We start from the raw sequence: 8,628 nt of genomic DNA, 5'->3' as shown, positions 1-8,628 counted from the left end.
CGCGAGAGGCGTGCGGGGCCAGGGATGGCCCCTCACGCCGGGCCCCCGGCGCAACGATGGAGCAAGGGAAGTTTGGCGAAGCCAAACCCGGATGCAGGGGCAAGCGTTTTTGGTTTCTTTTTTGGCGACTGAAAAAAGAGACTCGCCGGGAGGCGAAACAGAAACTCGCAGCCCGCTCGACAATCAGCCTGGTTCAGGTGGTTCTAGCAACACTGAATGCAGACATAGCCAATGATTTCGCCCATACAAGAAAAGAGCAGTCCCCCCGCGTGGTTGCGGACTGCCCCCTCAGGCTGGATTCGAATCCACCGGCCGCAATGGCAGTACATTGCTGCTGCAAAACCCATGGGGATGGCGCATGAACGCGGCGATTGCCGTCAGCGGTTGCGGCTTGCTGAGCAGGTATCCCTGGATGAAGTCGCATCTGTGGCTGCGGAGGAATTCCAGCTGCTCGCGGGTTTCCACTCCTTCGGCCACCACTTGCAGGTGCAGGGTGTGGGCCATGCCGATGATGGCCTGGATGATCTCCATGTCGGCGTGACTACCAGGAACATCCATGACGAAGGAGCGGTCGATCTTCAGGGTGTCCAGGGGCAGGCGCTTCAGGTAGGCCAGGGATGAATAGCCGGTGCCGAAGTCGTCGATGGAGATGCTCACGCCCAGGGCGCGGATACGTTCCAGCAGGCGCAGGGCCTGGTTGACGTTGCTCATCAGGGCATTTTCCGTGACCTCCAACTCCAGGCGTTGCGGGCGTATACCGGACTCCTGCAGGGCGCGCAGCACCTCGTCCGCCAGCTCATCGTGGCTGAAGTTGAGGGCCGAGCAGTTCACCGCCACGCGCAGGTCGTGGAAACCCTGGGCGGCCAGGCTGGCCAGGTCCCGGCAGGCGCGGCGCAGCACCCAGGCGTCCAGTTCTGCAATGAAGCCATTGGCCTCGGCCACGCCGATGAAGCGGTCCGGCGCGAGCAGGCCGAGCTGCGGGTGCTGCCAGCGCACCAGGGCTTCCAGCTTGGTCACCTGGCCGCTGTGGAGGTCGAGGATGGGCTGGTAGTTGAGGACCAGACCCTGGTCCTTGGCCAGGGCCTGGCGCAGTTCCTCTTCCAGTTGCAGCTCGAAGGTGGCCTTGTTCTTCAGGTGCTGGCTGAAGAAGTGCAGGTTGTTGCGACCGCTGCTCTTGGCCTGGTAGAGCGCAAGGTCGGCGTGCTTGAGCAGTTCCTTGCAAGTCTCGCCATCGTCGGGGTAGAGGCTGATGCCGATGCTGGTGGTCATGGTGACGTTGCGCCCGGCCAGGGTGATGGGCTCCTTCATGCGCTGCATGATGCGCTGGGAGAGCGTCTTGGCCTCCGCCAGGTTGCCCAGGCTGGCGAGCACGCAGAACTCGTCGCCGCCCAGGCGCGCGATCACGTCCTCGCGACGCAGGACGCTGCGCACGCGCTCGGCCACCACCTTGAGCAGTTCGTCGCCGGCATCGTGGCCGAGGCTGTCGTTGATGCGCTTGAAGTGGTCGATGTCGAGAAACATCACCGCCAGCGACTGCCTGAGCTGGGCATGGCTCTGCAGTTTTTCGACGAAGTAGTCGTTGAAGGCGCGGCGATTGGGCAGGTTGGTCAGGGCGTCGTAATGGGCGACGTTCTGCAACTTCACCTTTACCTGCTCCAGTTCCCGCAGCAGGTGGTTGACGTGCAGCAGGTCGCGCTCCTTGCTCTGCAACTTTTTGTCCGCCCAGGCCACCGCCAGGGCGCAGAGCAGCACCATGCCGGCGATCACCGCCAGGCTGAGGCCGAGTTGCAGGGCGTTGTCGGCGCGCTCCAGGCGCAGCTCTGTGCCCACCGGCACGGTCATCTGCAAGGCGAGCATGCCGGTGAAGTGCATGCTGCAGATGGCGCCGCCCATGGCCAGGCAGGCAGGAATCTTGAGCAACTGGTGGCCTTCGCTGCGATCGCGGAAGAATGCCGAGAGGAGCAGGGCGGCGAGGCTGGCGGCGATGGCGACGCAGACCGATACGGCAACGACGGCGGGGTGGTAGTACTGGGTCGCCACCGAGCGGATGGCCGCCATGCCGCAGTAGTGCATGGCAGTGATGCCGAGGCCGATGGCCAGGGCCGCCGTCAGGTAGTGGCGCGGCTCGACGGCGGGCCGGCCGAAGGTGTACATGGCCACCAGCGAAGCCGCTATCACGATCACCAGGGACAGGGCGGTGGTGGGGAGGTCGTAGGCGATGGCGACGGGCGCTTCGAAGGCCAGCATGGCGATGAAGTGCATCGCCCAGATACCGCCACCCAGGCAGCAGGCGCCGAGCCAGCACCAGCGCCGTCGGTTTTCCGGTTGCTGGGCATTGGCCACCCGTTCGGCCATGTCGAAGGCGCAGTAGCCGGCTCCCGAAGCCACCAGGAAGGCCAGCAACACCAGCCAGCTGTTGTGGGTGCAGGCCAGGAGTACTTGACCATCCGCCGGAAGTTCGCGAGCGAAACGCAGGCCCAGCCAATCCATAGAGGAATTCCCATGCAGAGGGTTCAGCTTCGGGGAGGGTATTTGATGGCACAATGCGATCAGTATAGCCAGCGTGGGCAATGCACTTTGCACGATCGTACCTTGTCGCTGGGCGGTCATCTTCGGAGGACGACCGGTATTCGAATGGCGGGCAGCATCGGGTTACATAAATGTCACGAATTGTCGCAGACAGGGCCACGGGGAGGCTCTAGATTGCAGGGTCGAACCCGGCTGGCGGTTGACCGGGCGCCCTAAAACAAGAACGAGACCGACTCATGCAGCAATCCCCTCAAGCGGCCAATGCCTGGCGCGTGCTCTTCCTGCTGTTCCTGGCCAACCTGTTCAACTTCTTCGACCGGACCATTCCGGCCATCATCATCGAACCGGTGCGCCATGAGTGGAGCCTGAGCGACTTCCAGCTGGGCCTGATCGGCACCGCCTTCACCCTGGTCTACGCCATCGCCGGCGTTCCGCTGGGGCGCATGGCCGATACCGGCGCGCGCCGGAAGATCATGGGTTGGGGCCTGGCGGTATGGAGCGGGCTGACCGCGGTGAACGGCCTGGCCTGGAGCTTCTGGAGCTTCCTGGTGGTGCGCATGGGGGTCGGCATTGGCGAGGCCAGCTACGCGCCGGCCGCCAACTCGCTGATCGGCGACCTTTTCCCGGCCCACAAGCGCGCTCGCGCCATGGGCATCTTCATGCTCGGCCTGCCCCTGGGGCTGGTGCTGGCCTTCTTCACCATCGGCAGCATGGTCAAGGCCTTCGACAGCTGGCGCGCGCCTTTCTTCATCGCCGCCGTACCGGGACTGATCCTGGCGCTGTTCATGTTCTTCATCAAGGAACCCGCCCGGGGCGCCGCCGAAAGCGTACGGGTGACCGCCACGCCGCTGGACAAGCCGCTGCGCCGGGTGCTGGCGATCCGTACCTTCTGGTGGCTGACGCTGGCTGGCCTGACCTTCAACTTCGCCACCTACGCCACCAACTCCTTCATGGTGCCGATGTTGCAGCGCTACTTCCTGATGCCCCTGGAACAGGCGGCCATCGCCACCGGCATCATCACCGGCCTGACCGGGCTGGTGGGCCTGACCCTGGGCGGCTGGGTGGCGGACAAGGTGCACCAGAAGTCCGAGCGCGGCCGCCTGCTGCTGGCCGCCTTCAGCATGCTGGTAGCCGCGCTTTGCACCGGTTTTGCGCTGCTCGCCGGACGCATCGAGATCGGCCTTTTCGTCGGCGTGTTCAGCCTGGGCTGGCTGTTCGCCTACAACTTCTATACCTGCGTCTACACCGCCATCCAGGACGTGGTGGAACCGCGCCTGCGGGCGACCGCCATGGCGCTATTCTTCGCCGGCCTCTACCTGCTTGGCGGCGGGCTGGGCCCGGTGGTGGTGGGGCTGCTGTCGGACCATTACTCCCAGGCCGCGATGCTGGCCGCCGGCGCCAGCGAGATGAACGAGACCTTCAAGGCCGTGGGACTGCACAACGCCATGCTCCTGATCCCGGCGGCGCTGACCCTGACCATGCTGGCGCTATTCCAGGCTGCACGCTGCTTCGTGCGCGACGCCGCGAGCATGCGCCAGGGCATGGTGGCTGCGGCGGCCTGATACTTCGCCGAATGCAAAAAGGCCCGCGATTGCGGGCCTTTCTTTTTGGGGCTGTTCCGTAGGTTGCGGTAGAGCGAAGCGAAACCCAACGATTGAGTCGCGACGAGCTTTTCCTGTGGGGGCGAATTCATTCGCTAAGCAGGACACAGTCCTGCCCTGGAACTCCAGGGGCAGCTGCGCTGCCCTTCGCGAATGAATTCGCCCCCACAAAGTCCGTGGACCAGTACCAATCAACCGGCGACGAGTACCCGGATCGATTCCAGCCGCAGCGCCGCCTTGTCCAGCAGTTGCAGGCCTTCGTCGCGCTGGTGGCGCACGGCTTCCAGCTCACTGTCGCGCACGCTGGGGTTGACCGCCTGGAGGGCAGTGAGGCGGGCCAGTTCTTCGTCCAGTTCAGCCTTCAGGCGGTGCTGCGCCTCGGCCACACGCTCGGCGTGGCGCGGGGCGATCTTGGCTTCGGCGGCGTTGATCTGCGCCGCGAGCACGTCACGCTGGGCCTGGACGAACTTGTTGGCGCTGCCGCGCGGCACGCTTTCCAGCTGGTCGTTGAGGGTGTCGAAGGCGACCTTGGACGCCAGGTCGTTGCCATTGCCGTCCAGCAGGCAGCGCAAGGCCTTGGGCGGCAGGAAGCGACCCAGTTGCAGGGCGCGCGGGGCCACCACTTCGCTGACGTAGAGCAGCTCCAGCAGCACGGTGCCGGGCTTGAGCGCCTTGTTCTTGATCAGCGCCACGGCGGTGTTGCCCATGGAGCCGGAGAGCACCAGGTCCATGCCACCCTGCACCATGGGGTGTTCCCAGGTAAGGAATTGCATGTCCTCGCGGGACAGGGCCTGGTTGCGGTCGTAGGTGACGGTCACGCCTTCGTCGTCGCCCAGGGGGAAGCCGGCGTCGAGCATCTTCTCGCCGGGCTTGAGCACCAGCGCGTTCTCGGAGTGGTCCTCGCTGTCGATGCCGAAGGCTTCGAACAGGGCTTCCATATAGATGGGCAGGGCGAACTGGTCGTCCTGCTCGAGGATGTCCTCCACCAGGCGCTCGCCTTCGCCGGCGCCACCGGAGTTGAGTTCCAGCAGGCGGTCGCGGCCATTGTGCAGTTCGCCTTCCAGACGCTTGCGCTCGGCTTCGGCTTCATCCACCAGGGCTTGCCAATCGCCGTCATCGCCGCCGTCCAGCAGGGGCAGCAGGCGCGGGCCGAACTGGTGCTGCAGGGCGTTGCCGGTGGGGCAGGTGGCGAGGAAGGCGTTCAGCGCCTGGTTGTACCACTGGAACAGGCGTTCCTGCGGGCTGGTTTCCAGGTAGGGCACATGCAGCTGGATGGTGTGCTTCTGGCCGATCCGGTCGAGACGGCCGATGCGCTGCTCGAGCAGGTCCGGGTGGGCCGGCAGGTCGAACAGCACCAGATGATGGGCGAACTGGAAGTTGCGGCCTTCGGAGCCGATTTCCGAGCAGATCAGCACCTGGGCGCCAAATTCTTCGTCGGCGAAGTAGGCCGCGGCGCGGTCGCGCTCGAGGATGCTCATGCCTTCGTGGAAAACGGTGGCAGGGATGCCGGAGCGCACGCGCAGGGCGTCTTCCAGGTCGAGGGCGGTTTCCGCGTGGGCGCAGATGACCAGCACCTTGAACTTCTTCAGCATCTTCAGGGTGTCGATCAGCCATTCGACGCGCGGATCGAAGCGCCACCAGCGCTCGGACTCGTCGCTGCTGTCATGCTGGGACTGGAAGCTGACTTCCGGGTAGAGGTCCGGGTTGTCGCCGATGGGCAGCTCCATGTACTCCACCGGGTTCGGCAGCGGATAGGGGTGCAGATGGCGCTCGGGGAAGCCGCGCACGGCGGCGCGGGTATTGCGGAACAGCACGCGGCCGGTGCCGTGGCGGTCCAGCAGCTCGCGCACCAGGCGCGGCGAGGCTTCGGTGTCGCCGGCGGCCAGGGCTTGCAGCAGGCCTTCGCCTTCCTCGCCAAGGAAGCCCTTGATGGTTTCTTCGGCCTTGGCGCTCAGGCGGCCCTGGTCCAGCAGCTCCTGCACGGCCTCGGCCACCGGGCGGTAGTTGGCGCTTTCGGCGCGGAAGGCTTCGAGGTCGTGGAAGCGGCTCGGGTCCAGCAGGCGCAGGCGCGCGAAGTGGCTTTCCTGGCCGAGCTGTTCCGGTGTGGCGGTGAGCAGCAGGACGCCGGGGATGACCTCGGCCAGTTGCTCCACCAGGCGGTATTCGGGGCTGGCCAGTTCCGGGTGCCAGACCAGGTGGTGGGCTTCGTCCACCACCAGCAGGTCCCAGCCGGCGGCGAAGGCCGCGTCCTGGGCGCGCTCGCTTTCCTTCAGCCACTCCAGGGACACCAGCGCCAGCTGGCTGTCCTCGAAGGGGTTGCTGGCGTCGCTTTCGGCGAATCGCTCGGCGTCGAACAGGGTGACCTGCAGATTGAAGCGGCGGCGCATTTCCACCAGCCACTGGTGCTGGAGGTTTTCCGGCACCAGGATCAGCACCCGGCTGGCGCGGCCGGAGATCAGTTGGCGGTGGATCACCAGGCCCGCTTCGATGGTCTTGCCCAGGCCCACTTCGTCGGCCAGCAGCACGCGTGGCGCAACGCGGTCGGCCACTTCACGGGCGATGTGCAACTGGTGGGCGATGGGCTGGGCGCGGGTGCCGCCCAGGCCCCAGAGGGAGGACTGCAGCAGGCGCGAGCGGTGCTCCAGGCTGTGGTAGCGCAGGGCGAACCAGTTCAGCGGGTCGATCTGGCCGGCGAACAGGCGATCGCTGGCCAGGCGGAACTGGATGAAGTTGTTCAGCTGGGTTTCCGGCAGGGTACGAGGCTCGTTCTGCGCAGTGATGCCGTGGTAGACCAGCAGCCCGTCGATGTCCTCGACTTCCTGGACATTCAGTTTCCAGCCGTCGAAGTGGGTGATCTCGTCGCCCGGGGCGAACCGCACGCGGGTCAGGGGCGCATTGCGCAGCGCGTACTGGCGGGTCTCGCCAGTGGCCGGGTAGAGCACGGTGAGCAAGCGGCCATCCGTTGCCAGGATGGTTCCGAGCCCAAGCTCCGCTTCGCTGTCACTGATCCAGCGTTGCCCCGGTTCATACTGCTGCGCCATGCGTGTCTCCCTGTCGTGAAAAAAGCCGGCTATGTTAACGGAACGCAATGCGCAGGGCGACGCCGGATGCGGGCCGTATGTCCGCAAAAGTGTAGCGAGCACCTATAAAGAAGCGCCCGCTACGGCCGACAGACTGACCAAAGGAGGGCCCAATCATGCTGCCGCCCATTCCACAAGGCCTGGTCCCGGTCACCGCCCAGCAGGACGCGGTGAAACCGCGCCCGGATATCCCGCCGGTCACGCCAACGCAGGAGGGCGCGAAGGAGAGCGCCGTCAGCCTGGACAAGCGCCATCCCCAGGAAGCCGAGGAGTTGCTGCGCGAGGAGCAGCGGCGTCGCCAGCGGCGCGGCTATACCCCGGAGGAACTGGCGTCCGGCGAGGTGGCCGAGGCAGACGAGGAGGAACTGCGCGAGCTGCCGCGCCAGGGGCTATGGGTGGATGTGGAGGTCTGAGGCGCGCAGAATGGGCGCTATCTCCATCCCTGAAGCCAACGCCGGTGGACCTGTTCGACGATATTCCCCTCCTGCTGCCCGACGCTGAACTGCGCTACGAGCCGCAGTTCCTTTCCGCGATCGAGGCCAGCGACTGGCTGGCGCGGCTGCTGGCCGAGACGCCCTGGGAGCAGCCCCAGGTCCATCTCCATGGCCGCTATTACCCGGTGCCGCGCCTGGTGGCCTGGTACGGCGACCCCGAAGCCAGCTACCGCTATTCCGGGCTGACCCACCAGCCATTGCCCTGGACGCCCCTGCTGGCGCAGATCCGCTCGCGGGTGGAGGACGCCGTGGGGCAGACGCTCAATGGCGTGCTGCTCAACTATTACCGTGATGGCCAGGACTCCATGGGCTGGCACAGCGACGACGAGCCCGAGCTCGGCCGCAACCCGCTGGTGGCGTCGCTCAACCTGGGTGGCAGCCGCCGTTTCGACCTGCGCCGCAAGGGTGGCCACCGCATCGAACGCTCCCTGGAACTGGGCCACGGCGCGCTACTGGTCATGAGCGGGCCGACGCAGCATCATTGGCAGCATCAGGTGGCGAAAACCCGCACGCCCTGCGCGCCCCGCCTCAACCTCACCTTCCGTTGGATCCGCAGATGAGCAATGACGAAAACCTGATCGACTTCGGCGCCGAGCGCGACAAGCGCATCCATGACCTGCACGAGAAGCGCCTGAACGACATGCGCAAGGCATTCGAGCAGGCCATGCCGCTGGCCAAGGGCAAGAAAGGCAAGAAACCGAAGAAGCGCTGAACTTGTCTGAGGGGTGGACCACGCTTCATCGGTCCACCATCGGAGTCACGTCTCGCCTCGCTGGTGGAAAGGAGAAGCGCTTTCCACCCTACGTTCGGGGCACTTCGGTACCAGGCCCTGCTTTTCGTAGGGTGGACCACGCTTCATGCGTCCACCATCGGAGTCACGTCTCGCCTCGCTGGTGGAAAGGAGAAGCGCTTTCCACCCTTGTA

The 8,628-nt window shown here is 65.6% G+C and carries 6 protein-coding genes; 4 read left to right on the top strand and 2 right to left on the bottom strand.

The genetic code is table 11. The annotated features are described in order from the left end of the window. Positions 1-288 precede the first annotated feature (288 nt). A complete protein-coding gene (locus E8F11_RS22765) occupies positions 289-2,490 on the bottom strand; it encodes a bifunctional diguanylate cyclase/phosphodiesterase (protein ID WP_280291157.1) in 2,202 nt (733 codons plus the stop codon). Between the two features lie 275 nt (positions 2,491-2,765). Between E8F11_RS22765 and E8F11_RS22760 the strand changes: the two genes are divergently transcribed. Next, positions 2,766-4,091, top strand: coding sequence for an MFS transporter (locus tag E8F11_RS22760; RefSeq protein WP_280291156.1), 1,326 nt, complete (start codon positions 2,766-2,768; stop codon positions 4,089-4,091). Positions 4,092-4,321: 230 nt separating this feature from the next. Here the strand turns inward: E8F11_RS22760 and rapA are convergent, their stop codons facing one another. Beyond that, complete coding sequence (gene rapA, locus E8F11_RS22755) at positions 4,322-7,171, bottom strand: RNA polymerase-associated protein RapA (RefSeq protein ID WP_280291155.1); 2,850 nt, start codon at positions 7,169-7,171, stop codon at positions 4,322-4,324. Between the two features lie 155 nt (positions 7,172-7,326). Between rapA and E8F11_RS22750 the strand changes: the two genes are divergently transcribed. Genes E8F11_RS22750 through E8F11_RS22740 form a run of 3 tightly spaced genes read left to right on the top strand, consistent with a single transcriptional unit; the run spans position 7,327 to position 8,416 of the window. Then, positions 7,327-7,623 carry an aspartate-semialdehyde dehydrogenase gene (locus E8F11_RS22750; protein ID WP_280291154.1) on the top strand — a complete coding sequence of 99 codons (297 nt, stop codon included), beginning with the start codon at positions 7,327-7,329 and terminating at the stop codon, positions 7,621-7,623. 44 nt (positions 7,624-7,667) lie between these two features. Then, entirely contained in the window at positions 7,668-8,264 is a 597-nt protein-coding gene (locus E8F11_RS22745) for an alpha-ketoglutarate-dependent dioxygenase AlkB (protein ID WP_280291153.1), read from the top strand. Continuing rightward, positions 8,261-8,416, top strand: a complete 156-nt coding sequence (locus E8F11_RS22740; RefSeq protein WP_280291152.1) for a hypothetical protein — start codon at positions 8,261-8,263, stop codon at positions 8,414-8,416. The genes E8F11_RS22745 and E8F11_RS22740 overlap by 4 nt, the downstream gene beginning before the upstream one ends. Positions 8,417-8,628: the final 212 nt, after the last annotated feature.

Source organism: Pseudomonas sp. BN417 (genome assembly GCF_029871205.1).
Taxonomy (GTDB): Bacteria; Pseudomonadota; Gammaproteobacteria; order Pseudomonadales; family Pseudomonadaceae; genus Metapseudomonas.
Note: the sequence above shows the minus strand (reverse complement) of the source record. Positions and strands in the feature narration are given on the sequence as shown.

Excerpts from the sequence above, each read along its gene's own strand:
- E8F11_RS22765 (WP_280291157.1), bottom strand. The coding sequence starts at position 2,490 with ATGGATTGGCTGGGCCTGCGTTTCGCTCGCGAACTTCCGGCGGATGGT.
- E8F11_RS22760 (WP_280291156.1), top strand. The coding sequence starts at position 2,766 with ATGCAGCAATCCCCTCAAGCGGCCAATGCCTGGCGCGTGCTCTTCCTG.
- rapA (WP_280291155.1), bottom strand. The coding sequence starts at position 7,171 with ATGGCGCAGCAGTATGAACCGGGGCAACGCTGGATCAGTGACAGCGAA.
- E8F11_RS22750 (WP_280291154.1), top strand. The coding sequence starts at position 7,327 with ATGCTGCCGCCCATTCCACAAGGCCTGGTCCCGGTCACCGCCCAGCAG.
- E8F11_RS22740 (WP_280291152.1), top strand. The coding sequence starts at position 8,261 with ATGAGCAATGACGAAAACCTGATCGACTTCGGCGCCGAGCGCGACAAG.